Below are 23,487 nucleotides of genomic sequence, written 5' to 3'. Positions count from 1 at the left end.
CCGACGTGGCCGCACATCTCGTTCGCGGATGATTCGCAGCCCTCGCCCGCAAGAAAATCCCAATCGGCCCGCGCCATTTACGCGCAACGCTGTTCACACACGTCGCCAATCCCCGTCGCGCGGTGATTGGCATATCCATTGCTTTACCGGTAGTCAGATGTCCCTTCCCCTGACTCCATGCTGCGCGTTCTCCTTGTCACCGACACCGACAAACCCATCGGCGATCTGCGCGACGCGCTCGCCTGTCTCGGCTGCGAAATGCTGGCCGGCACCGCGACGCCGCAGGCGCTGCATCGCGCGGTGCAGGACGAGCGGCCCGACGTGATCATCATCGATACGGAGTCGCCGTCGCGCGATACGCTCGAACAGCTCGCCGTGATGCACGCGACCGCGCCGCGCCCCGTGCTGATGTTCAGCCACGACGCGAACCAGCAACTGATCCGCGAAGCGGTCAACGCGGGCGTCACCGCGTATCTGGTCGAAGGCCTCGCGACCGAGCGGCTCGCGCCGATCCTCGAAGTCGCGCTAGCGCGTTTCGCGCAGGAGTCGCAATTGCGCGAGCGGCTCGCGCAGGCCGAAAACGAACTGGCCGAGCGCAAGCTGATCGATCGCGCGAAACGCCTGCTGATGGATCAGCAGAAACTCACCGAACCGGCCGCCTACGCGAGTCTGCGCAAACGCGCGATGAACCAGGGCGTCAAACTCGCCGAGATCGCGCGCGAGGTCGTCGCGTCGGCCGGCTCGCTCAAATGATGCGCTCATGAATCCAGCCACATCCGTCACCGCGGCGGCCTCTGCCGAGCCGCCTGAAAAGACCCATCTGCGGCTGGGCTTCGTCGCGTTGTCCGACGCGGCGCCGCTGATCGCCGCGAAGCTGCTCGAGTTCGGCCATGCGCACGGACTCACGCTCGAACTGTGCCGCCAGCCGTCGTGGGCCGCCGTGCGCGACAAGCTGCTGTCGGGCGATCTCGACGCCGCACACGCGCTTTACGGGCTTGTGTATGGCGTGCAGCTCGGCCTCGGCGGACCGCGCACCGACATGGCCGTGCTGATGGTGCTGAACCGCAACGGCCAGGCGATCACGCTGTCGAATCGGCTCGCCGAGGCGCTCGCGAAGCACGGGACTTTGCGCGACGCGCTCGCGACGCTCGGCCGCAAGCCGGTGTTCGCGCACACCTTCCCGACCGGCACGCACGCGATGTGGCTGTACTACTGGCTCGCGGCGCAAGGCGTCGATCCGTTGCGCGACATCGACAGCGTCGCGATTCCGCCGCCGCAGATGGTCGCGGCGCTCGCCGAAGACCGGCTCGACGGTCTGTGCGTCGGCGAGCCGTGGAATGCGATGGCCGAGGCGCACGGCGTCGGCAGAACCATCGCTTATACCAGCGAGGTGTGGCCCGAGCATCCGGAGAAAGTGCTCGCCTGCCGACGCGATTTCGTCGACGCCCATCCGCGCACGACGCGCGCGCTCGTGCAGACCGTGCTCGAAGCGTGCCGCTGGCTCGACGGCGCCGGGCATCGCGACGAGATCGCGCGCTGGCTTGCGCGGTCCGACTACATCGGTATCGACGAATCGCTGATCGCAACGCGCCTTGGTGACGACGTCGACACGGCGCACCCGCGCCGCCTGCCGATGCGTTTCTTCGACGACGGCGCGGTCAACTATCCGCATCCAATCGAAGGCGCGTGGTTCCTTACGCAGTTCGAGCGCTGGGGCATCATCGATGCGCGCGACGATTACGAAGCGATCGCCGAGCGCATCAACCAGACGCAGCTGTATCGCGAGGCCGCCGCGCGCGTGAACGTGCGGGTGCCCGGCGAGGAAGTGACGCGGGAATTGATCGATGGCGAGGTGTGGGGAAGCGGATCATCGCCCGCCGCGTATGGCCAGCGTTTCGCGATCCGCCGCTGAGCAGACCGCACGAGAACGCCCGTACTGATGCGCTAACTGCCCACGCGCCGCCAACGGCGATCAAGTGGACAGTCGGCGTCGCCGAAGCTCAAAAGTTGTACTTGTCGATATTGCTCGCATCGAAGGTGGTCGGCGGTCCGAGAATGATTTCGCCTTGCGCGCCGATCGTGCGCTTGCCGAGTTTCCCGGCGTCGAACGATTCGCCCTCCTTACCCGAAATCTTGCCCGACGCGAGCGACGCCGCCGCGTACGCGGCCAGATAGCCGAGCTCGCTCGGGTCCCACAGCTGGAATGCGGTCACGGTGCCGTTCTTCACGAACGCGCGCATCTGGTTCGGCGTGCCGAGGCCCGTCACCGCAACCTTGCCCTTGCTCGACGACGACGAGATATAGCGCGCCGCCGCCGCGATGCCGACCGTCGTCGGCGCGACGATCGCCTTCAGGTTCGGATACGCCTGCAGCAGGCCCTGGGTTTCGACGAAGGACTTCTGATCGTCGTCGTTGCCGTACGCGATCTTGACGAGCTTGATCTTCGAGTACTCCGGTTTCTTCAGTTCCTCCTGCATCCACTTGATCCACGTGTTCTGGTTGGTCGCGTTCGGCGTCGCCGACAGGATCGCGAACTCGCCCTCGCCGCCCATCAGCTTCGCGACCAGCTGCACCTGACCCCGTCCGATGCCCTCCGCGTTCGCCTGATTGACGAACAACTGGCGGCCTTCGGGCGCGGTATCGGAGTCGAACGTGACGACCTTGATGCCCTGCCCCATCGCTTTCTTCAGATACGGCACGACCGCGTTCGCATCGTTCGCGGCAATCACGATCGCGTCCTGGTGCTGCGTGATCAGCGTATTGATGTACGACACCTGCGACGATGCTCCCGCATCCGACGGCCCCACCGCCTTGCCCACGCCGCCAAACTCCTTGATCGCGGAGAGGCCGCCGTCGTCGGCGATCACTTCGTACGGGTTGTTGATCTGCTTCGGCACGAACGCGATCTTCAGCCCGCTTTTCAGGTCCGCGGCGAACGCGCCGCCGCAGCTGATCGCGAGCAACGCGGCGCATAGCGCGGCCATGCCGGTGTGACGTAGAGGTTTGAACATGAAGTGTCTCCTGCGTTGTTGTTGGACAGAGAGGGGTCCGGGTTATCGGTCCTTGGGAGCTTCGTACGAACGGTGACCACTAGGATGAAGAAGACGCTGCTGCGGACTTCGCGATGAAACGCCGGTCGCGCGCCGCACGCCAGCGCGCGACGAGGTTCGGAATCAGCACCGACGCGAGCAGCAGCACGCCGGTCACGATGGTCAGCGTTTCGCTCGATACGTCGTCGAGCGTCAACGCGTTTTTCAGCACGCCGATGATCAGCAGCGACAACAGCACGCCGACCATCGAGCCGCGTCCGCCGAAGATGCTGACGCCACCGAACAGCACCGCCGCGATCACCGATAGCTCGAAGCCCTCGCCGTTATCGCCGCGCGCACTGGTGAAGCGCAGCGTATAGACGATGCCCGCGAGCGCGCTGACGAGACCCGACATCACGAACAGACGCAAGCGGATCTTCGCGACCTCGATGCCGGAGAACGCGGCGGCGGTCGGATTCGCGCCGATCGCATAGAGGCTGCGGCCGAACGCGGTGGCTTGCAAAAGCACGGTGAACAGCACGGCCGCGACGATCACGATCACGAACGGCAAAGGAATGAACGTGGGCCCAAGCGTGTTCATGCCGAACGCCGTATACGCGGCCGGAAAATCCGCGACTGCCTGATCGCCGAGCAGCACATATGCGAGACCGCGAAACAGCGCGAGCGTACCGATCGTGACCGCGAGCGACGGCAGGTTCAGCTTGACGATCACGAGGCCGTTCAGCAGACCCGCCAACGCGCCGGCGATCAGAACCAGCACGATCACGACCGGCATCGGCAGACCCATGTGCCACAGCACGCCCATCAACGCGCTCGATGCGCCCAGCACCGACGCGACCGACAGATCGATTTCGGCCGCGACGATGATCAGCGTCATCGGCAGCGCCATCAGCGCGATCTCGGTCAGATCGGCGAACACGTTGCTCAGGTTCGCGCCGGTCAGAAACACCGGCGACAGCCAGCGCCCCAACACCAGCGACACGATCAGCACGATCACCAGCAATACTTCCCATTGCAGCGGCGTTTCGCGCTTGCGCGTCAGCAGCGCGGAATCGGGTTTAGCCATGATCGCGTTTCCTCATCATGCGTTTTGCGACGGAGCGGGCCAGCAGCGTATCGGCGGCGATCGCGGCGACGATCAGCGCGCCCTGGATCGCCTGCTCCCAGAACGGCGACACGTGCAGCACGACCAGCGCGATGCTGATCACGCCGAGCACGAGCGCACCGAGCGTCGCGCCGAGGATCGTGCCGACGCCGCCCGTGATCGCGACGCTGCCGACCACCGCCGCCGCGACGACCTGCAATTCGATGCCCTTCGCGGTGCTCGCATCGACGGTGCCGAAGCGCGCGAGCCACAACGCGCCCGCAAAGCCCGCAATCGCGCCGGACAACAAAAAGCCCGACATCACGCGACGCTCGACGTTGACGCCCGCGAGCCGCGCGGCCTCCGGATTCGAGCCGATCGCGTAGTGCTCGCGACCGCCGCGGAACTGCTTCAGATACACCGACAGACCGGCAAGCACGACGACCGCGATCAGCGCGAGCGTCGGAATACCGATCAGCGTGCCGGTCGCGAGCCGCGAGTACGCGTCGGGCAGACTGGTCGCGTTGATCTGGCCGCCGTGCACCCATGCGTAATCGGCGCCGCGAAAGATGTACAGCGTCGACAGCGTCGCGACGAGCGAAGGCACACGCCCCACCGCGACCAGCAGCGCGTTGATGCCGCCCGCGACGAGACCGATCGCGAGTCCCGCGGCCAGTGCGACGAGCACCGGCATATGCGGGAACGCAACATACAAACTCCCTACCGCATACGCGCTGACACCCACCGTCGAGCCGACCGACAGATCGATATGCCGCATCAGGATCACGACGGTCATGCCAGCCGTCAGCAGCCCGATGATCGACACGTTCAGCAGCACGTCGCGCAGATTCTGCATGTTCAGGAACTGCGGCTTCGCCAGCCCGGTCCCCGCGATCAGCAGGATCAGCACGACGAACAACGTGGTTTCGCGGCTCTTCGCGATGCTCGCGACGAGACCGCCCGACGAAGCGGCCGAACGTTTCGGCAGCGATTGCTGGACCGGCGCGGGATGGGTCGAATGGCGCATCATGCTGCACGTCCCAAGGGTGAGAGTCCCTGACCGAGCGCGGCGCCCATGATCCGCTCCTCGTTGGCGTCGGCGCGCGCGATCTCCGCGCTAATGCGGCCTTCGTGCATCACGAGCACGCGATCGGCCATGCCGAGCACCTCGGGCAACTCGCTCGAAATCATCAGCACGGCCATGCCGTCGCGTACGAGTTCGGCCAGCGCGCTGTAGACCTCGGCTTTTGCGCCGACGTCGATGCCGCGTGTCGGTTCGTCGATGATCAGCACTTTCGGGCCGGTTGCGAGCCATTTGCCGAGCACGACCTTCTGCTGGTTGCCGCCAGACAGCGTGCCGACCGGCGCATTCGGGTCGCCGGCTTTCAGGCGCAGCCGCGTGCCCCACTTGTTCGCGAGCTGCGTTTCGCTGCGCGTCGAAATGAGACCATGCCGCACGAGCCGGCCGAGCACCGTCATCGACGCATTGCGCGCGATGCTCAGTTCCAGCGCCAAGCCTTGCTGGCGACGATCCTCCGGCACCAGCGCGAGCCCGGCACGCACCGCGGCCGCGGGCTTGCCGGCGTCGAGCCGTTTGCCGGACAGCCACACTTCGCCCGCATCGAGCGGATCGATACCGAAGATCGCGCGCGCGACCTCGCTGCGCCCCGCGCCGACCAGACCCGCAAGCGCGACGATCTCGCCCGCGCGCACGTCGAACGAGACGTCCTTGAACACGCCGATGCGCGTCAAGCCGCGCACCGACAGACGCACTTCACCTGGCGTGCAATCGGCCTTCGGATAGAACGTTTCCAGATCGCGGCCGACCATCTTTGCGACGATCGCATCGGTGCTCAGATCGGCGGTCAGTGCGTCGAACACTTTCGCGCCGTCGCGCATGATCGTTACGCGCTGCGTCAGCGCGAACACTTCGTCGAGCCGGTGCGTGATGAACAGAATCGCGACGTCCCGTTCGCGCAGCTTGCGCACGATCGCGAAGAGCCGCTCGACTTCGGGCAGCGACAACGCGGCCGTCGGCTCGTCCATGATCAGCACGCTCGCGTTCAGCGACAACGCCTTGGCGATTTCGATCACCTGCTGATCCGCGATCGACAGACCCCGCACCAGTTGATCCGCGCGCAGTTCGACGCCGAGCGACGCAAGCAGTCCGTCCACTTCGCGATGCATCGCGTCGTACTGGATGCGGCCGAAGCGATCGACCGGCTGCCGGCCCATGAAGATGTTCTCCGCGATCGACAGATCGAAGAACAACGTCGGCTCCTGATAGATGACCGCGAGTCCGGCGTCACGGGCTTCGGCGGGCGTCGCGAAGCGGCGCGGCTCGCCGTTCACCAGCAATTCGCCGGCATCGGGCTGATGCACGCCGGCGAGAATTTTCACGACTGTCGATTTGCCCGCGCCGTTCTCGCCGAGCAGCGCATGCACCTCGCCCGGCCACAGCACGAGGTCGCCGTCGGACAGCGCGCGCACCCGGCCGAAGGATTTGCTCGCGTGCCGCAATTCGAGTCGCGGCACCGCGGATGGGGATGGCTGCACTGCGTGTCTCCTTTTTTTTCGGCTGTGTTCTGCTCGACGCGGCGGCGCGTCAAATCCGGTAATACCGTTCCGCGTTACGCCGAAACAGCGCATCTTTCTCAGCCTCGCTCGCATCAGCCACGATCGACGCATACGCGTGCCACAAATCCGTATACGAACCGAACAGCCGGTCGACCGGAAAGTTCGACGCGAACATCGCGCGTTCGACGCCGAACGTATCGATCGTTTCGAGCACATACGGGCGCAGGCTTTGGACGGTCCAGTGATGATCGAACATCGCGAGTCCGCTGATCTTCACCGCGATGTTCGGACAGGCCGCCAGCAAGCGCATGCCATCGCGCCACGCGCGATAACCGGCCACGCTATTGCGATCGACGAACATGCCCGCATGATTGACGATCAACAGCGTGTCCGCATGCGCACGCGCGAGCGCGGCCGCCTCTTCCATCTGCGACGGATAGATTTGCAGGTCGAACGACAGATCGAACCGGCGCAGCAATGCGAAATGCTCGCGCCACTGCGGCTCGCGCATATAGTGACGGCCGACGTAATCGAACAGCTTGTTGTCGTGCACGTTGAGAATCTGCCGGATGCCGCGCGTATTCGCGAACGACGCATGCGCTTCGAGCAACGCCGGTGCGTTCGGCGCGGACAGATCGACAGCGGCGACGATCGCATTCGGCATGCCGCGCGACGCGTCGCAATCCGCGATCGACTGCAACCAGCGCGTTTCTTCGACGGGATCGGCCGGATCGTGATTCGCTTCGACGTGCACGAGCTTCAGCACGTCGATGTCGCCCGCTTCACCGAGCAGATGCTCGAGCAGATAGTCATGCTTAAGCTCCCGCGCATCACCGACGAACGACACACCCGGGTTCTCCAGCCACGGATAGCGATGCGTTTTCAGATCCCACAGATGGATATGCGAATCGACAACCTGCATGCGACACCTCAATGACTGAGATGAAAGACCGGTTCGAGCGTCTGCGACAGCGGCGTGTGATCGGGCGCGGTCTGCATGATGTCGGCCATGTAATCCCACCATTTGCGCATCACGTCGAGTTGCGGCAACTGATCCATCGTGTGATCGCTGGTGCGCGAAAGCACCGCGAAAAGATGATGCGTGTCGGGGTCGAAGAAGATGCGGTAGTCGCGCACGCCGGCGTTGTGCAATGCGTCAACGAGCTCGGGCCAGATCTCCGTATGACGCCGTTCGTATTCTTCGCGCATGCCGGGGTTCAGCACCATCCGGAAAGCGATCGTCTCCATTGCGGCCTGTCTCCTGTCGACTTCTTCGAACGACTATAATTCCTGCATCGATAGCCTCTCAATCCGTTGTTGGGATTGGGCGATCCATAAACCGAATCGCACGGGCACCTCTACTGGCACCATGAGCCAACATTCAGCCGCCGTCGCACTCGTCAATCGTCTCAAGTTCAAGCATCTCGCCCTGCTCGTCGCGCTCGACGACACCCGCAACCTGCATCAGGCCGCCGAGGCCGTCAACGTCGCGCAACCGAGCGCGAGCCGCATGCTCGGGGATATCGAGGAAGCGTTCGGCTTTCTGCTGTTCGAGCGCAACGCCCGCGGCATGACGCCGACGCCGCTCGGCGTCGTCACGCTCGCTTACGCGCGCCGCGCGCTTGCCGAACTCACACGCTTCGCCGAAGACCTCGATGTCAAACGCCGCGGCGGTCACGGGCAATTGACCGTCGGCGCGATCATGGGCGCCGCGCCCGATCTGCTGGCGATGTCGGTCGCCGTGCTGAAGACCGAAAGCCCGCTGCTCAACGTGCGCATCCTCGGCGAAACGAGCGACCAGGTCGTGCAATTGCTGCATCGCCGCGAGGTCGATCTCGCGCTGGGGCGCCTGACCAATCCTTTGCAGCACAACGACTTCAGTTTCGAGCCGCTCGCGCGCGAAACGCTGCTGCTCGTCGTGCGCGCCGTGCATCCGCTCGCGCGGCGTTCGCGCATCACGTTGCGCGAACTGGTCGCGTGGCCGTGGGTGGCGCAGCCGATCACGAGTCCGGCACGCGTGCTGTTCGAGGAAGAACTCGCGCGCGCGGGGCTCGCCACGCCAGTCAATCTGACCGAATGCGCATCGATCTTCGCGACGCTGCAATTGCTCGAAAACTACGATGCGGTCGCGATGCTGCCGGAATCGGTCGTGCGCGATCATGTGCGCGGCGGGCTGCTCGTCGCGCTGCCGCTGGAAATTGGCAAGAGCCTCGCGGGTTTCGGCATTCTGACGCGCAAGGAAGAGCCGCTCGCCGAGCCCGCGCTGCGCTTGATCGATCTGCTGCGCGGCTTCTCGCGCAACCTCGCGCGCGACAATCCCGCCATCGCACCCGGCACGCTGACTGCGCCCGCCACGGTCAATTGACGCCCGCATCGCGCGTCGCTTATTGCAGGTTCACGAACAGGCCGCCGTCGACAAGCAGCGCAGCGCCCGTCACATAGCGCGCGCGGTCCGACGCGAGAAACACGACGCAATCGGCGACGTCGTCGGGATGCCCGAGGCGGCCGAGCGGAATGCGTTTCTCGAAGTAGGCCTTCTTTGCTTCGTCGGCGAGATCTTCGGCGTTCAGATCGGTCGCGATCGTGCCCGGCATCACCGAGTTGCAGCGGATGCCGTACGGCCCCAACGCAATCGCGCACGACTGCATCAGCGAATGCACGCCGGCCTTGGTCGGTGTGTAATGCGTCTGCATGCCGCCGCCCACCAACGCGCTGATCGAACTCGTCGCGACGATCGCGCCACCAGTGCCCTGCTTTTTCATCTGCTGCGCGGCCGCTTGCGTGACGAAGAACGCGCCGTTCAGATTGACCGCGACCGTCGATTCGAGCACATCGGCCGGCATGTCGAGAAACGCGTGGAACGGACAGATGCCAGCATTGCTCGCGAGCACGTCGACCTTGCCGAACGCGTCGACCGTACGGCGCACCAGCTCCTGACCGGTATCGCGCGCCGCGACGTTGCCTTCCACCGCGATCACGCGCCGCCCCAAAGCCTCGATTTCGCCGACCACTTCCTCGACCGCCGAGCGGCGGCCATACGATGCGTCGTTGTCACCCCAGTAGTTGATCGCCACGTCCGCGCCTTCGCGGGCGCAGGCCACCGCGATTGCGCGTCCGATGCCGCGCGAGCCGCCGGTGACGATCACGACCTTGTCCTTGAGCAGCACCTTAGTCTCCTTTGCCGGGGTTCGCCGTTCGGCATGCGTTCAAAGCATTCAACTCGTTCAATGCTGATAAGGCCGCACCAGCGCGCATTCCGGATTGAGCCGCACGCCAAAGCCCGGCGTATCGGGCACCTTCATGCGCCCGTTCACCGGCAACGGCTCGTCGAGCAGCAGCGGGTTGAACATCGGCACGACTTCGTCGGCTTTCGGCGCCATCATCAGAAACTCCGAGAACGGCGAGTTATGGCGCGTGACGACGAAGTGATAGCTGTACACCGACGAACCGTGCGGCACCACCATCACGTTGTGCGCATCGGCGAGCGCGGAAATCTTGATTAGCTCAGTGATGCCGCCGCACCAGCCGACGTCAGGCTGGATCAGATCGCAGCACTGCATCTCCAACAGCATCCGGAAGCCCCAGCGCGTCGCCTCGTGCTCGCCGGTCGACACCATCATGCCGCGTGGCACGTTGCGGCGCAGTTCGGCGTAACCCCAGTAATCGTCGGGAGGAAGACATTCCTCGAGCCATTTGAGGCCGTATTCGTGCGCGCGTTGCGCGAGCCGCGTCGCGTAGCGCACGTCGAGGCTCATCCAGCAGTCGTACATCAGCCAGAAGTCGTCGCCGACGCGCGAACGCATGTCGGCGAGCTTCTCGAGGTTCTGCCGGAGTCCGTCTTCGCCTTCCGCGGGACCGTGCTGCAACGGCAGCTTGCCGCCGATGAAGCCCATCTCCTTCGCGAGATCGGGCCGCGCGCCGGTCGCATAGAAAACCAGCTCGTCGCGCACCGGGCCGCCCAACAGTTGATACACAGGCTCCTTGCGAACCTTCGCGAGCAGATCCCACAGCGCGAGATCGACGCCGGAAATCGTATTGAGCACGACGCCCTTGCGCCCGTAGTACAACGTCGCGAAGTACATCTGATCCCACATCTTCTCGATGTCGGTGACGAGCTGCCCTTCGAGAAAACGCGCGAGATGCTTCTCGACGATGAACGCGCCGATCTCGCCGCCAGTGGTCACCGCGAAGCCCACGGTGCCGTCGCTCGCCTCGATCTCGACGACCAGCGTGCCAAGTACGTTGATGCCGAATGACTGGCGGCTCTGACGGTACTCGGGATAACGCGCCATCGGCGTCGCGATGTGATCGTCGATCCAGTGCCCGCCGGCCTGGTCGTGATAGTCCGCGCCGCCGCCGCGAACGATGAAGGCACGCACGTGCCGGATGGTAGGCATGGCCATGAAAGGGCTCCGTGAGAGGGGCGTCGAAGCGGCTCGACAACGCGCGTTCGACGCTTGTGCAATGCTCGAGCAGCGCGATTAATAAGTGGCGCGGCCGCCGGACAGATCGAACACCGCGCCGGTGCTGAACGCGCAGTCTTCGGAAGACAGCCACAGGATCAGCGACGCCGCTTCTTCCGGCAGCAGGAAACGGTTCATCGGAATCTTCGACAGCATGTAGTCGATGTGCTGCTGCGACATCGAATCGAAGATTTCGGTCTTGGCCGCGGCCGGCGTGACCGCATTGACGAGGATGTTCTTGGTCGCGAGTTCCTTGCCGAGCGACTTGGTGAGCCCGATCAAGCCCGCTTTCGACGCGCTGTAGTGCGAAGCATTCGGATTGCCCTCTTTGCCCGCCACCGACGCGATATTGACGACGCGGCCATAGCCCTGCTTCAGCATCTGCGGCACGACCGCGCGGCAGGTCAGGTACGGGCCGATCAGATTCACGTCGATCACGCGGCGCCACAGGTCCGGCTCGAGCTCCCACGTCGTGCCATTGCCGCCGGTGATGCCCGCGCAGTTGATCAGCACGTCGATCGAGCGGTGCTCGGCGACCGTTTGCGCGGTGGCTCGCTGGACCGCGGCTTCGTCGGTCAGCTCGACCGTGACCGCGCTCACCTTGCCGAGTTCGCTCAGCTCGCGCTGGCTGCGCGCGAGGCGTTCGCTATCGACGTCCCACAACGCCACCGACGCGCCCGACTGCAACGCCCGCTGCGCGACCGCGTAGCCGATGCCGCGCGCGCCGCCGGTGATGACGACCGCGCGCCCCTCCAGATCGATCCGATTCATTGCTGTGCTCCTGTGGGCCGCCGTGCGGCGCGCCGTCGAGTTGTTGTATATCGCTGCAGTCAATATACGGGCGGTGCGATGCACGAACAATTCGACTATCGGAGGGGCCGATAGCAAAAGCGAATCGGCAGCGGGATCGAGCGCTAATGGGAAGCGAAGATGCTAGTCATCGGCAGCGACGAAAAGCATCGACACATACAGAATGGTCGACACGACGATGATGCCGACACCGATCAGCACCTTGGTCCGGTCGAAGTTGATGCCGCCGATGATCGCTACGCCGATCCCGAACACCGACGACAACGTGCCGAGCGCCGCGAGGCCCACGTGGATCTTGCTGCGGACGAGCCTTTTGCGCTCCGATTCGGCAGTGGTTTCCGTTTCGCTCTGTTCCATTCCCCGCTCCTTCGCGCGCGACGCGATGACCCTGCTGAAACCTGAGCCGCGATGGCCGGCGGGCGACAACGAAGCCCCGGTTGCGGTTCGACGCCGCGCGCCTCGATACGCTTCAGCGTAGTTTATTTAAGCCTTCCCGAGCGCCGTTATTTGACGTCCGAGCCATTGCGCGACACCGACGCCGCGATGGCCGACACGAACACCGCGCGCACCGAATCGCCGACCTTCAGTTTATCGAGCGGAATGTCCGGCGCCACGTCGAGCGTTTCGGTGCGCGACGGCCCGCGCAGCGTGATCGTGCGCTGCTTGCGATCAATCTTGCGCACCGTCGCCACGACTTCGACGCGCCGCGCCGATGCAACCACACCGTTGGCCGCGGGCTGCGTGACTTCGGTATCGATGCGCTGGCGAATTCCGCTCGGCGCGAGTCTGTCGACGCCGACCAGTAGCGCCTTTTTGTACGCAATCGTCACCATGTCGCCGATATGCAGCTTGCTGACGTCGGCGGCTTGCGGATTCACGTCGAAGGTTTCGTCGCCGCCGTGGGGGCCGCGCAGCGTCACGCTGTTCGTCGCGGGATCGATCGCGACGACGCGCGCCTGAACGTGCAGCAGCGCGGCGGCGCCGATTGCCCGCTGTTCCGGCGCGGACGCCGCGTTGTCCTGCGCGAACGCCGAACCCGCCGCCGCAACCAAAACCGCTAACGCAACCGTGATCGCCTTCGCCCGCATGAGCCCGGAGCCCGTTGTATTGGAAGCCATGAAATGCTCCTTTTGCTTGCGTCGTTTTTACGGCAAATGGTTTGTCGCAGATCGCGTACTACGCGCAGCAGCGGCAACTGCGGTCGCTTCGAATAAAAAGGAAAACGGACTATTAATCGCTTTTATCAGACGGGGTACGCATTTTTGAAACCAATAACGGTTCGTTTTCTGATACGCCGATTTGTCTCGCAGAACTTGATCGTGAAAAGTGCGTGGTAGCGTGTAAGCGCGCGCAAGGAGCGGCGGGGCTTTGCGCACGCGTTCCCGGAGCGGCAGCAGAGGGGTTGAGAGCTAGCCATAACATGTGCCTCGCAAGGAGATGGACTACCGGGTGACCCAAGTTAACCGGGTCCAGAAATTGCCGCACGTTATGACTATTTCAAACTGTCTCGGGGATGCTAGCAAACGCGTAAAGGAATGGCAAGATAAGGGATCGCGCATCGCAATTCCGGATTAATCGGGCTTGCTGCGTCAAATCTTTTATGACGAGTGGCGATTCGTTTGCCATAAAAATATGATGATCGTTGTGTCGACTGTGGACGAATTGGCAATCGGCGAACGACTCAGCATAAACCCTTAATGGATGACACTGACGCTATTGCGCATCACTTCGCGACGAATACAAGAAATTGTCGTCAATCATTGGAATACTGCGCAACACGGCCGGATCGATCGAGCGAATTTTGCCGTCGAGGTCACAGTCATGTGGCATCCCAGGCACAGCGTTTGCTCCAGCTCGCGTCGGCGTTTAACGCACAAACATTGGAATATCGAAAGGACACCACGCACATGGTCACGACTCGCCCCTGCACCGCCGCCTGCGTCATCGACGGCCGTCTCGTCACGCTCACTTTCTATCCGGACAACGGCGTATTGCGTATTGCCGATCCGACCGGCGTCTGTCTACGCGAAACGCGCTGGCATGGGTCATGGCGCGCTCTGCTGGAAGTGTTCCGCAGTTACTACGATCCGGCGGAAAACCGCGACACGGCACGCGGCGTCGACGATATCGTCGCGCGCCTCGGCGAGCGCAGCGCTGATGTTCCGCGGGAATTGGCATTCTCGTGAAATGGTATGCGCTTGCGGTCAAGCGCATACACGGCCGCCGCGGCGCGTGGCGCCGGTTCGCTGCCTGGAAACCCCGCGCCACTGCGGGTGCGCCTCATACGGCGCGCACTGCTGCCGCTCGCAGACCGGTCATTGACCGAAATAGGTTTTGCACTCAGTGCTGAACGAGCAGGACTGGCTGCGCCGGCCACCCGCTTGCGACTCGCCCGCCGCAACACCGCCATACGACGCGTTGCGCACGCCCTGCTCGCGCGGGTCCCAGCTCCGACCGTAGGACATGTCGGTTGTCGCCTGCGCCGATTCGTTCGCATTGAACTGCATCATCGCGCGACCTGACATGCCAGGGTCCGCCTGGCCGCTCACTTCCTCCGCGGTGGCTGTTCTCGGTACCAGAAACAGGACGGCGGTCGCGGCAATCATCAATATACGTGCTCTCATTTCCGGACTCCTCGATCCGGCGCAGCAGGGTTCGTCCTCCACAAGAATTGATCCGCGAACAGCCAGCCTGCCCAATGGGGCTGAGGAACGGGTCGATGCCAATGCGCTGCTGCTGCGACGGGTCACCGAACTAAACCAGAATTACCGCGCTGGCAACCGATGCTCGACGCGTTCCCGGAGCGTCGGCGGAATCGGTGCGCATAAGGCGGTTGTAAGTCTGCGTTGCGCAGCTTTTCGTCTTTCTTTTATAGGTCGCGCCCCCCGGAATTCAATCCAGGAGCTTCCAGCAGAGCGACCGATCGTCCGCACCGTTCGATAAACCGCATTCACTGACAAATTCAATGTGAACTAAGCGTGCTTTGCTCGCGCATTGCGTTATGATGTTGCTACAAAGCACAAAAAGCGAACCCGCACATCGACGAAAGTCCGGTGAAAGACGGACAGCGTGGAATGACTCCATCCATTCGCAATCATTGCATCGAGACTCAGAGTTTTTCATAGCGAACGTCAGGCTTACCGGACTCGTTCGCCGCACTGCGACATGCTGAAATATTTGCTGATCCAGACTCTCAGTTCGAGGGTCGGTTGTTCCAGCGGCCGTCTTTGTCCGAGGCCGTATTGCAATTCGGGGAGCAACGTTTTTTAACCCGGCACATGGCATTTCCGTCAATCGACAACCCCACCGCGGGGCGGCCCCATCCAGTCGGGCTCGACGCTTCGCAGCTTTTTCCTCGCAATCTGTCTTCGACAGTACGCTGCACGTTTTAGAAGGACAAATATCCTATGGACGAAAGGAAGCGAGATAGCATGATTGCGTATCTCCGCCATCGCATGGAAGAGTTTGGTATCAGGCCAGAAGACCTCGCCGCGGCGCTGGCAACCGAGTCATTGGCCAAAAAAGCTGAGCGCTATCGCAATGCGACCGGAGACAGCTGGGATGGCAATGGCGAAATGCCGCAATGGTTGAAGCAAGCCATTAGTGCCGGCCAGAGCATTGAGCATTTCGAATTGGCCGCAAAGCCGGCGCCCGCACCCCAACCGAAAACCCAACCGAAAAAACAGGTGGACTGGTCGAATGACCCGTTCGCCGGCACGCGGCTCGCGCGCCCGAATAACCGCTAGGTGCAGGCCGCCGCGCTTGTAGGCGCGGACACCATGGCTGCGGATTCGAAACGAACCGCCGTGCCACGCACCGGTTTTGCGCCACCGCTTGGCATATTCACGGTATTCGCTGCATTCACCGTATTCCCCGCATTGATGGCATTCGCCGGATCGGCGATATTCGCGTGATTCGCGTGATTCGACGCAGACTGCGCATATTGCGGCAACTCGATAAACGCGCTGACTTGCCGCACGATCTGCCAGAAGGTCTTGTCGAAAAGACGGGCCTGCTCGTCAGCGGACCCGTGGCCGCCCGAGAGCGGATCGGCAATGGTCCAATAGACGAACGCCGGCGCGCCGGGAAATACCGGCGCATGCAGTCCGCCGACGGATTCGTCGAGCGCGATCACGATATCCATGCGCGGCGCCCATTCACCAGTGAATTCGAGCCAGCTTTTCGGGCTCAGCACTGCGCGCCCCGAGATGCCGGGCTGCAATTGCGCGACCGCGAGTGGATGAAGGCGCGCGGCCGGTTCAGGGCCCGCGCTGAACGCCTCGAACCGGTGCCCCGCCAGTTCGCGAAGTAAAGCTTCTGCAATGATGCTGCGGATCGAATTATCGCGGCAGAGAAACAACACCTTATATTTTCTGGACACGCTTACCCCGTACCGATGTTTTTTTATTTAGCCTCTGGGCGGAATTGTGCCGCTCCAGTCTTGCGCCCCCGTGACACTACGGCGTCTTTTTTATTTGCGCCACGGGATTCGCGCCAGCTATCTCGAGTCCGGGGCACAGAGCACAACTTTGCGAACGATGGGCAGTGTACCAGTGTCCTGCCCCCCAGTTTCAGCACCCTTTTCAATATTTGTCAGATCGAGCGATGCTGCCGCCGTACCGGCGATTCGGCGCGCTCGGCTTGTCCGGTCGCAGTCGCCAGCGCGCGGACCTGGGCGTAGGGGTATACGCGGCAGGCGTCGCCTCGAACGAGATTGCCGCGGGCGACCCGGGTCGTCGCGACACGTCAGAATTTCAGGCTGTTGAGGAACTGGAACCACAGATTGCCGAGCGCGCCCGCCGGATGGATGTCGCTCGCGGTCTCGTCGCGCTTCGCGTGATTCGCGCGTTTGACATGCGGCGTGTCGTGAGAAGCGGTTTCTGAAGCCGTGCCGGTATCGTGCGCGGTTTTCGCCAGTTCGGGCTCGGCCGCCTCAGCTTGCGCCGCTGCCGCGCCCTTCGCCGCCTTCCCTGCGCGTTGGGCATTTTGCGAGGCGTCCGCCTCGTCACGGCGTGCCGCCTGCAACGCCGCGACGCTGTCGGCGATCTGCGCGGCGCGCTGGGGTTCGCATTGCCGTCCGAGCAGCACGCCGAACAGCACGTCGCGATTGTGGCCTTGGTCGGCGAAGCGGATCGCGATCGACACCATCTCCGCGTACGCGGCTTCGTCGGCTGCGCGCGCCGCCGCCTCACGCTTCGCCTGCGCGCGTTGCCGACGCGTGTGCTGCGCCTCCCACTCGCGCATTTGCTCAGCGTAGACAGTGTCGTAGACCTTGCGCTGCTCGGCATCCGACAGGATCGCGTACGCGTCCTTGATTTCCTGGAACGCCGCGCGTGCCACGTCCTCGGCACCGTGATTACGATCCGGATGCCACTTCATCGCGGCCTTCCGGTAAGCCCGCTTGATTTCGTCGTCGGTGGCGTGCGCGGGCACGCCGAGCGTGTCATACAGGGTTGCCATGCTGGGCTCGATCTCGCGGAAAATCACTGCGGGCATCGTAGCATGCAAAAAGCGGCGTCATCGTGAAGCGGCCACCACGCACGCGCATGCAATCGGCATTGCCGCAATGGCACATCGTCCGCCAGCGACCCACGAAAAAAAGGCCCCACCACTTGCGTAGCGAGGCCGAGTCCCATGTCTAAGGAGACTTATGGAGGAGACGAGTCCATCTTAGGGTCTTGCCCGCACGCGCCCAACCAACGATTCGCCACATGCTTATCGGCCGCGTGCTCACGTGCATTGCAGAACGACTCGGCGAGCTGCGGCCGCATGGTTATATCGTTAGAACAAAAAGTCGCTTAGCCGCGCGGCGCTCGCTCATTAAGATGACACTTCAAAGTCCGGTTCGCACCGGCCGGTCCGTTCACGGCCGTGCACGTGCGTTGCTGACGCTGCATGAATCCCGCATCAACCGCGCCGTCAACCGCAGCGTGAACCGCAATCGAAGGAGCATTTCGTTGAGCAGATCCGATCATTCCCGCCCGCCGCTCATCGTCGGTATTGGCGGTACGACGCGCGCGGCCTCGTCGACCGAGCGCGCGCTGGCCTTCGCGTTGCGCGGCGCCGAAGCCGCCGGCGCGCAAACCCGCCTGTTCGGCGGCAGTTTCCTGCATAGCCTGCCGCACTACGCGCCGGAACAGCCGGCCCGCACCGACGAACAGCTCGAGCTGATCGACGCTGTGCGTCGCGCGGACGCGGTGATCATCGGGACACCCGGCTATCACGGCGGCGTATCCGGGCTCGTGAAAAACGCGCTCGACACGCTCGAGGAATTGCGCACCGACGAGCGCCCGTATCTGGATGGCCGCGCGGTGGGCTGCATCGTCACCGCCTACGGCTGGCAGGCGGCGGGCTCCGTGCTGACGTCGCTGCGCTCGATCGTGCATGCGCTGCGTGGCTGGCCTACGCCGTTCGGTGCCGGCATCAATACGCTGGAGACGCGCTTCGATAGCGTCGACAGCTGCTCCGATCCGAAAGTGATAGAACAACTCGCGACCGTCGGCCAGCAAGCCGCGCAGTTCGCGCTCGCGTTCAATGCACAGCGTGCGCACGGCGCACCCACCGCGTCCAGCCATTCGGCCGCGAGCCGGGCATCCGCACAAGGCACCACCACCCCGATCGCCGCGGACAGCCGTTCCGCGCGCGTCCTGCACGCGGTCTGAAATACTCTCCCGGGCACCTTGACGCCGCCGCCATCGCGCACGGCGCCACGCTTTGCGCCGAGCGACCGTGCGCCACATAACAGACATCGCGACCCCGCGCGAATAGAGTCACCGAACACAGCGACTTTGATCCGATCCGGGCTTCTGCTTACCACTCCCGCCCCGCGCTGATTTGCTTCCGACGAAAGATTGGTTCACCCGCTGCGCAGCGCGCCCTACGCTTGACCCTGCCCGCCGCTTCACACACCTTCGGCAACGACAGGGCCGCGCCGCACGCATTGGTATTCCGCACGACACGCGCGGACACACAGACAAGTCAAGATCATGAACTCACACATCCGCTACAAGGGCTACGAGGTCGAAGCGGCAACGCAATTGCTCCCCAACGGATTATTCGCCGCCAATCTGACGATCGAGCAGCGCGACGAGAATACGCGCAAAGCTTATTCGTTCGACGCGCTAGACTACTTCTTCGACGAAGAGCATGCGCTCGCCTATGCGTCCGACTGGGGGCGCATGTGGATCGACAATCACCGGTAAGCGCATCGATATCGATGGCAGCGAGCGCGACGCGGGTTGTGCATCGCCCGGCATCGGCTCTCAGGCGGATGTGCCAGAATAGCTGAACCCTTGCGTTCGCTGTCTGCCCGCGTGACCTGTCCGCTTCTTCGACGGATGCAGTCGAACCTCGCGCCGCCCGCGACGCATCCATCGATACGGAGACGCCGGTAATGACATGGACCGTCGATGCGCAACTCGCGCTCAGCGCGGCACAAGCGGTCGAGGCGCTGCAATCCGGCCGGCTCAAAGCCGCCGACTACGTCGCCACCCTGCTCGCGCGCGCCGCCGCGCTCACTCAGCTGAACGCGCTCACCACGCTCGACTTCCACGGCGCGCTCGCCGCCGCGCAGCGCATCGACGCATTGACGCCGGCGGAGCGGGCGCGATTGCCGCTTTGCGGCCTCGCCATAGTCGTCAAGGACAACATCAACACCGCGGGCCTGCCGACGACGGCCGGCACGCCCGCGCTCGCCGGCTTCGTGCCGAACACCAACGCGCCATCGGTGCAACGCCTCGTCGACGCAGGTGCGATCATGCTCGGCAAGGCCAATATGCACGAGCTCGCGTTCGGCATCACGAGCACCAATCTGTCCGCGCACGCGGGGCCGGTGCGCAACCCGTACGATCCGTCGCTGATGCCGGGCGGCTCGTCGGGCGGCACCGCGGTGGCGATCGCCGCGCGCATCGCGCCCGCCGGACTCGGCACCGACACCGGCGGCTCGACCCGCATCCCGGCCGCGCTGACCGGCACCGCGGGCTTTCGTCCATCGGTCGGCAACGGCGGCGCAGAGCGGCGCTATCACGACCCGAACGCGGTCGTGCCGATCAGCCATACGCGCGACACCGTGGGCCCGATGGCGCGCAGCGTTGCCGATCTGGCGCTGCTCGACGGCGTGATCACCGGCGACGGCGCGTTGCCTACGATTGCGCTCGAAGGCTTGCGCATCGGCTTGCCCGCGCCGCTGTGGGACGCTCTCGAGCGACAGGTCGAAGACGTCGCGCGCGCAGCGCTGCAAAAGCTCGAAGCCGCGGGCGTCGCGTTCGTGCCGGTCGCGATGACCGAGTTGGAGCATCTGAACGGCATGGTCGGCGGTCCGCTCGCTATTCACGAAGCGCGCGACGACGTGCTCGCGTGGCTCGTCGCGAATCAGGCGCCGGTGCAGACCGTCGCCGATCTGGCCGTGCGCATCGCGAGCCCGGACGTGCGCGCGATCTACGACGACGTGCTCGCCGACGTGCTCGGCTCGCACTATTCGGCGGCGCTCAATTACTGGCGGCCGCGGCTGCAGAACTACGTCGCGGCGACGTTCGCGAATGCCGGTCTCGATGCGTTGCTGTTTCCGACGACGCGGCTCGTCGCGGTGCCGATCGACGATCTGAACGGCTCGTCGACGGTCACGATCGACGGCGGTCCGCCGATCGATACGATGGAGGCGTTCCTGCGTAATACCGACCCGGCCAGCACATCCGGCATTCCGGGTCTGTCGCTGCCGGCGGGCATCAGCGCGAGCGGGCTGCCGGTCGGCCTCGAACTCGATGGACCGCTCGGTTCGGACAGGCGGCTGCTGGCGATCGGTGTCGCGATCGAACAGGTACTGGGAGCGTTGCCGGCGCCGGTGCTGTGAAGCCCGTGTTTTCACGTCGGCGCCATGTGGTTTGTGCTTTAATGCCTGCGCATTACAGCCCGCATTCCAACGCTTTCCCCGCCCGAACCCCACCTAAGCGACGATGACGAACCTCGCCACCGCCCTCTCATCTCGCGGCCTCGCGCGCCGCATCGTTCATTCGACCGCCGTGCTCGCGGTCGCTCTTGCCGCCAGCGCCTGCGCGCGCCTCGCGACGGTCGATTCCGACGCGCTGTGGAAGATCGTCGACATCCGCTGTGTGCCGTCGCAGCAGGCCACCGGCACGCCGGGGCAATGCACGCTCGTCGATCTCGACAAACGCTATGTCGTCCTGAAGGACATTGTGGGCCGCTCACAGTTTCTGCTGATGCCGACCGATCGCATCACCGGCATCGAAAGTCCGCTGATCCTCGCGCCCGATGCGAAGAACTACTGGAGCGACGCGTGGGATTCGCGCCATTTCGTGCAGCAAGCGGTCAAACGCGAATTGCCCGACGATCAGCTCGGCCTCGAAATCAACTCCGAATACCGTCGCTCGCAAAACCAGCTGCATATCCACATCGATTGCATGCGGCGTGAAGTCAGCGCCGCGCTCGCCGGTCACGCTCACGACGCGCCCGGCGAATGGCGCTGGGCAACGCTCGATGGCGAGCGCTACAGGATCATGCGCGTGAGTTCGCTGGGCGGCGCAAACGACCCGTTCAGGATCGTCGCGCGCGACAATCCCGATCCAGCGACGATGGCCACGCAAACCATCCTCGTGACCGGCGCGGGACCGTCCGCGGCTCGGGATGGCTGGCTGATCGTCAACAGCGGTATCGACATCGATGGCGGCAGCGGCACGGCCGAAGGGCTGCTCGATCACGCGTGCCGCGTCGCTGACGATCATTGAACGCTTGCCGGATACACGCTATCCACGCCCGCTTTTCCACGATTGCGCAGATGCATTGCTCAATAAAATGGTTCGGGCGCACAGCGTCGCCCCGTACGATCGGTCTGGACCTGCGAATTTCAACCGCGGGTTCGAATATGCACTCGGACCGATTCAACGATGGCGATCTATCTCGACGACACCCAGCGCAACGATATCGACCGTCTGGCCGCAAGCCGGACCTGGCGCACGCAATGGCCGACATGGGCGCTGATCGTCGCGATCTACGGTGGCTGGTTCGGTGTCGTCGCACACGCGCGTCTGCTGGGTCTGCCACTGACGGCCGCGCTGCTGGCCATTTTCGGCGCGTGGTTCATGTCGTTGCAGCACGAGCTGCTGCACGGTCATCCGACGCGCTCGCGATTCGTCAACGCGCTGCTCGGTTTTGCGCCGCTCGCGGTGTGGTTCCCATATCACGTATATCGCGAGTCGCATCTGCGCCATCACGACGATGCGCGCTTGACCGAGCCCGGCAGCGATCCGGAAAGCTATTTCGTTAGCGCAGCGGAGTGGCAACGTGCGGGCATCGCGATGCGTGCGTTGCTGGTTTTCCGCAATACGTTGACGGGTCGCTTGCTGGTCGGGCCGGCGTTTGCGATTGCCGCGACCGGTGCGCAGGCACTCGACAAGATTCGCGACGGCGATTGGCGCGACCTGCCCGCATGGCTCGCGCATCTCGCGGCGCTGGTTGCACTCACAGTGTGGTTGCAGCAGATGTGCGGGATACCGGCGTGGGTGTTTATCGTCGGTGCTGGGTATGGCTCGCTCGCGCTTGCATCGGTGCGTTCGTTTCATGAGCATCGAATTGCGCAGGAGCCCGCGCATCGCACGGTGATCAATGAAGCGGGATGGCTGTGGCGGTTGCTGTTTCTGAACAATAACTATCATCTGGTTCATCATGACTTGCCGCAGGTCCCGTGGTTTGCGCTTCGGACGGTCTATCAAACGTCCCGCCAGCAGTACATAGAACGCTCCGGAGCATTTCTGGTCAAGGGTTACAGCGAATGGGTCAGACGCTATGGATTCGCTGCGGTGGCGCATCCAGTGGGTGAAATCCCGTCCGGTCAATTCCGCGGAAATCCGCCTGCTTCCGTCAGTTTTGCAGGCAAATAGCAGGCAAATCAGAGGTAGAATTCATGGTAGTTGTCCGCCGTGGGGCGCGCCATGAAGCTCACCTATTCGCTCCTGTTGAACGCGAAACCGCAAGCTAAGCGTTATAAGCTCAGCGACCGCGACTCGCTGTATTTGCTCGTGTCGGTTACGGGTACGAAAACGGGGAGGTTCGACTACCGACTCGATGGCAAAGCCTGTACATATACTTTGGGGCGCTTCCCCGACCTGTCGCTTCTTGACGCACGAAAGGCACGAGCATTGCGGCCGAGCTGGTAGCGGCCGGCATCCATCCCAAGGCTCATGAAAAGCAGCGCCAACATGAGACCATCGCCCATCACAAGAACACGCTGTGGCCCGTCTGTGAGGAATGGCTGAACGACAACTGTGCAAACTGGACCGACTACTACCACGGCCAAGCCACGCGTTTTCTTACACGTTACGTGAAGGGTTCATCACTTGGGACCATGCCGGTCCGTGATATCAAGGTGGCGCACGTCTATGATCTTCTGCAATCGATTGCCGAGCGCAAAACTCTTGCGGGCGATGAACGCAAGCCCACCGCGCTCGGCATATCGCAATACGTCTGCGCCAACACCTAGACGCGATATTTA

At 63.7% G+C, this 23,487-nt stretch carries 26 protein-coding genes; 12 read left to right on the top strand and 14 right to left on the bottom strand.

Annotated features, from left to right (window positions below):
• Nucleotides 1-177: 177 nt before the first annotated feature.
• A complete protein-coding gene (locus tag AB3X86_RS11575) occupies nucleotides 178-753 on the top strand; it encodes an ANTAR domain-containing response regulator (RefSeq protein WP_368596077.1) in 576 nt (191 codons plus the stop codon).
• Nucleotides 754-760: 7 nt separating this feature from the next.
• Nucleotides 761-1,912: a CmpA/NrtA family ABC transporter substrate-binding protein gene (locus AB3X86_RS11570; RefSeq protein ID WP_368596076.1), complete on the top strand. Its 1,152-nt coding sequence runs from the start codon at nucleotides 761-763 to the stop codon at nucleotides 1,910-1,912.
• Between the two features lie 88 nt (nucleotides 1,913-2,000).
• On the opposite strand, the gene rhaS is transcribed toward AB3X86_RS11570, so the two are convergent.
• From rhaS to rhaM, 6 genes are all read right to left on the bottom strand, one after another.
• Nucleotides 2,001-3,011 carry a rhamnose ABC transporter substrate-binding protein gene (rhaS, locus tag AB3X86_RS11565; RefSeq protein ID WP_176123923.1) on the bottom strand — a complete coding sequence of 337 codons (1,011 nt, stop codon included), beginning with the start codon at nucleotides 3,009-3,011 and terminating at the stop codon, nucleotides 2,001-2,003.
• A 79-nt stretch (nucleotides 3,012-3,090) separates the two neighbouring features.
• Complete coding sequence (locus tag AB3X86_RS11560) at nucleotides 3,091-4,116, bottom strand: ABC transporter permease (RefSeq protein WP_176106215.1); 1,026 nt, start codon at nucleotides 4,114-4,116, stop codon at nucleotides 3,091-3,093.
• Nucleotides 4,109-5,164, bottom strand: coding sequence for an ABC transporter permease (locus AB3X86_RS11555; protein ID WP_368596075.1), 1,056 nt, complete (start codon nucleotides 5,162-5,164; stop codon nucleotides 4,109-4,111). The genes AB3X86_RS11560 and AB3X86_RS11555 overlap by 8 nt, the downstream gene beginning before the upstream one ends.
• The gene (locus AB3X86_RS11550; protein WP_368596074.1) at nucleotides 5,161-6,690 is read right to left on the bottom strand and encodes a sugar ABC transporter ATP-binding protein; all 1,530 of its coding nucleotides are present in this window, start codon (nucleotides 6,688-6,690) and stop codon (nucleotides 5,161-5,163) included. The genes AB3X86_RS11555 and AB3X86_RS11550 overlap by 4 nt, the downstream gene beginning before the upstream one ends.
• 49 nt (nucleotides 6,691-6,739) lie before the next feature.
• Nucleotides 6,740-7,633 (bottom strand): amidohydrolase, encoded by an 894-nt coding sequence (locus AB3X86_RS11545; protein WP_368596073.1) that lies wholly within the window; start codon nucleotides 7,631-7,633, stop codon nucleotides 6,740-6,742.
• Between the two features lie 8 nt (nucleotides 7,634-7,641).
• Nucleotides 7,642-7,959 carry an L-rhamnose mutarotase gene (gene rhaM / locus AB3X86_RS11540; RefSeq protein WP_176106219.1) on the bottom strand — a complete coding sequence of 106 codons (318 nt, stop codon included), beginning with the start codon at nucleotides 7,957-7,959 and terminating at the stop codon, nucleotides 7,642-7,644.
• Between the two features lie 121 nt (nucleotides 7,960-8,080).
• On the opposite strand from rhaM, the gene AB3X86_RS11535 reads away from it, so the two are divergent.
• A complete protein-coding gene (locus tag AB3X86_RS11535; RefSeq protein WP_368596072.1) occupies nucleotides 8,081-9,076 on the top strand; it encodes a LysR family transcriptional regulator in 996 nt (331 codons plus the stop codon).
• Between the two features lie 19 nt (nucleotides 9,077-9,095).
• Here the strand turns inward: AB3X86_RS11535 and AB3X86_RS11530 are convergent, their stop codons facing one another.
• From AB3X86_RS11530 to AB3X86_RS11510, 5 genes are all read right to left on the bottom strand, one after another.
• Nucleotides 9,096-9,878, bottom strand: coding sequence for an SDR family NAD(P)-dependent oxidoreductase (locus tag AB3X86_RS11530; RefSeq protein ID WP_176367180.1), 783 nt, complete (start codon nucleotides 9,876-9,878; stop codon nucleotides 9,096-9,098).
• Between the two features lie 57 nt (nucleotides 9,879-9,935).
• Nucleotides 9,936-11,114: an L-rhamnonate dehydratase gene (rhmD, locus tag AB3X86_RS11525; RefSeq protein WP_368596071.1), complete on the bottom strand. Its 1,179-nt coding sequence runs from the start codon at nucleotides 11,112-11,114 to the stop codon at nucleotides 9,936-9,938.
• Between the two features lie 78 nt (nucleotides 11,115-11,192).
• Nucleotides 11,193-11,945, bottom strand: a complete 753-nt coding sequence (locus AB3X86_RS11520) for an SDR family NAD(P)-dependent oxidoreductase (protein WP_368596070.1) — start codon at nucleotides 11,943-11,945, stop codon at nucleotides 11,193-11,195.
• 162 nt (nucleotides 11,946-12,107) lie between these two features.
• The gene (locus tag AB3X86_RS11515) at nucleotides 12,108-12,341 is read right to left on the bottom strand and encodes a hypothetical protein (RefSeq protein WP_368596069.1); all 234 of its coding nucleotides are present in this window, start codon (nucleotides 12,339-12,341) and stop codon (nucleotides 12,108-12,110) included.
• A 146-nt stretch (nucleotides 12,342-12,487) separates the two neighbouring features.
• The gene (locus tag AB3X86_RS11510; protein WP_368596068.1) at nucleotides 12,488-13,102 is read right to left on the bottom strand and encodes a copper-binding protein; all 615 of its coding nucleotides are present in this window, start codon (nucleotides 13,100-13,102) and stop codon (nucleotides 12,488-12,490) included.
• 789 nt (nucleotides 13,103-13,891) lie between these two features.
• Here AB3X86_RS11510 and AB3X86_RS11505 point away from each other — a divergent pair.
• Complete coding sequence (locus tag AB3X86_RS11505) at nucleotides 13,892-14,170, top strand: hypothetical protein (RefSeq protein WP_368596315.1); 279 nt, start codon at nucleotides 13,892-13,894, stop codon at nucleotides 14,168-14,170.
• Between the two features lie 129 nt (nucleotides 14,171-14,299).
• Here AB3X86_RS11505 and AB3X86_RS11500 read toward each other — a convergent pair whose 3' ends face one another.
• Nucleotides 14,300-14,608 (bottom strand): hypothetical protein, encoded by a 309-nt coding sequence (locus tag AB3X86_RS11500; RefSeq protein ID WP_176367177.1) that lies wholly within the window; start codon nucleotides 14,606-14,608, stop codon nucleotides 14,300-14,302.
• Between the two features lie 783 nt (nucleotides 14,609-15,391).
• On the opposite strand from AB3X86_RS11500, the gene AB3X86_RS11495 reads away from it, so the two are divergent.
• On the top strand, nucleotides 15,392-15,730 hold the full coding sequence (locus AB3X86_RS11495) for an H-NS family nucleoid-associated regulatory protein (RefSeq protein WP_176106227.1): 339 nt from the start codon (nucleotides 15,392-15,394) through the stop codon (nucleotides 15,728-15,730).
• On the opposite strand, the gene AB3X86_RS11490 is transcribed toward AB3X86_RS11495, so the two are convergent.
• Both AB3X86_RS11490 and AB3X86_RS11485 read right to left on the bottom strand, forming a co-directional pair.
• Nucleotides 15,727-16,365 carry an arsenate reductase ArsC gene (locus tag AB3X86_RS11490; protein ID WP_368596067.1) on the bottom strand — a complete coding sequence of 213 codons (639 nt, stop codon included), beginning with the start codon at nucleotides 16,363-16,365 and terminating at the stop codon, nucleotides 15,727-15,729. The two genes, AB3X86_RS11495 and AB3X86_RS11490, sit on opposite strands and share 4 nt — an antisense overlap.
• Nucleotides 16,366-16,730: 365 nt before the next feature.
• Complete coding sequence (locus AB3X86_RS11485; RefSeq protein WP_368596066.1) at nucleotides 16,731-17,444, bottom strand: J domain-containing protein; 714 nt, start codon at nucleotides 17,442-17,444, stop codon at nucleotides 16,731-16,733.
• A 497-nt stretch (nucleotides 17,445-17,941) separates the two neighbouring features.
• Here AB3X86_RS11485 and AB3X86_RS11480 point away from each other — a divergent pair, with 497 nt between their 5' ends.
• From AB3X86_RS11480 to AB3X86_RS11450, 7 genes are all read left to right on the top strand, one after another.
• Nucleotides 17,942-18,646, top strand: coding sequence for an NADPH-dependent FMN reductase (locus AB3X86_RS11480; protein WP_368596065.1), 705 nt, complete (start codon nucleotides 17,942-17,944; stop codon nucleotides 18,644-18,646).
• Between the two features lie 324 nt (nucleotides 18,647-18,970).
• Nucleotides 18,971-19,186, top strand: coding sequence for a transcriptional regulator (locus AB3X86_RS11475; protein ID WP_176106231.1), 216 nt, complete (start codon nucleotides 18,971-18,973; stop codon nucleotides 19,184-19,186).
• Nucleotides 19,187-19,377: 191 nt separating this feature from the next.
• Nucleotides 19,378-20,832 carry an indoleacetamide hydrolase gene (iaaH, locus tag AB3X86_RS11470; RefSeq protein WP_368596064.1) on the top strand — a complete coding sequence of 485 codons (1,455 nt, stop codon included), beginning with the start codon at nucleotides 19,378-19,380 and terminating at the stop codon, nucleotides 20,830-20,832.
• A gap of 103 nt (nucleotides 20,833-20,935) precedes the next feature.
• Nucleotides 20,936-21,724 carry a CDP-diacylglycerol diphosphatase gene (locus AB3X86_RS11465; RefSeq protein WP_368596063.1) on the top strand — a complete coding sequence of 263 codons (789 nt, stop codon included), beginning with the start codon at nucleotides 20,936-20,938 and terminating at the stop codon, nucleotides 21,722-21,724.
• A 159-nt stretch (nucleotides 21,725-21,883) separates the two neighbouring features.
• Nucleotides 21,884-22,876 (top strand): fatty acid desaturase, encoded by a 993-nt coding sequence (locus tag AB3X86_RS11460; protein WP_368596062.1) that lies wholly within the window; start codon nucleotides 21,884-21,886, stop codon nucleotides 22,874-22,876.
• A 51-nt stretch (nucleotides 22,877-22,927) separates the two neighbouring features.
• Entirely contained in the window at nucleotides 22,928-23,152 is a 225-nt protein-coding gene (locus AB3X86_RS11455; protein WP_368596061.1) for an Arm DNA-binding domain-containing protein, read from the top strand.
• Between the two features lie 188 nt (nucleotides 23,153-23,340).
• Nucleotides 23,341-23,475: a hypothetical protein gene (locus AB3X86_RS11450; protein WP_368596060.1), complete on the top strand. Its 135-nt coding sequence runs from the start codon at nucleotides 23,341-23,343 to the stop codon at nucleotides 23,473-23,475.
• Nucleotides 23,476-23,487: the final 12 nt, after the last annotated feature.

Source organism: Paraburkholderia sp. BR14374, from assembly GCF_040948685.1.
GTDB lineage: Bacteria > Pseudomonadota > Gammaproteobacteria > Burkholderiales > Burkholderiaceae > Paraburkholderia > Paraburkholderia youngii.
Note: the sequence above shows the minus strand (reverse complement) of the source record. Positions and strands in the feature narration are given on the sequence as shown.